At 51.5% G+C, this 344-nt stretch carries 1 protein-coding gene; it reads right to left on the bottom strand.

Annotated features, from left to right (window positions below):
* The coding region (locus tag ETC02_RS17990; RefSeq protein WP_305847211.1) for a helix-turn-helix domain-containing protein at positions 1-344 on the bottom strand (344 nt) is incomplete at both ends.

Raw genomic sequence — 344 nt, 5'->3', positions numbered from 1 at the left:
TTCGGGCGTGTATCTAGGCGCGAGGGTGGATGCCTAGAATCTTTGGAGGAGGTTCCAGCCCTAGAGCCGCAAGGAATAGCGCTTGTTTGGCCGTCAGTTCTGTTCGTTGATAAAGGTCGCCGTTTTTCTTTCCCGACAAGGTTGTGTTTTTTCAATAATCGGTATATAGTAAAGTAAGAGGTATGGTTTTCTGGGATTTCCCCCTGCTCGATCAGGCGTTCGTAGAACACCGTCACGGGCATGGTGGGATGTTCTTTTCTTAGGGCTAAAATATGATCCTCATCATCGGGCGACAGACGCCTTGAGTGGCCGCGGTCCGAACGGCGCTTCGGCTTTAAGGCGTC

The sequence above is a fragment of the Geobacillus sp. DSP4a genome (genome assembly GCF_013096875.1).
Lineage (GTDB): Bacteria > Bacillota > Bacilli > Bacillales > Anoxybacillaceae > Geobacillus > Geobacillus thermophilus.
This window is presented reverse-complemented; position numbering and strand designations above follow the sequence as displayed.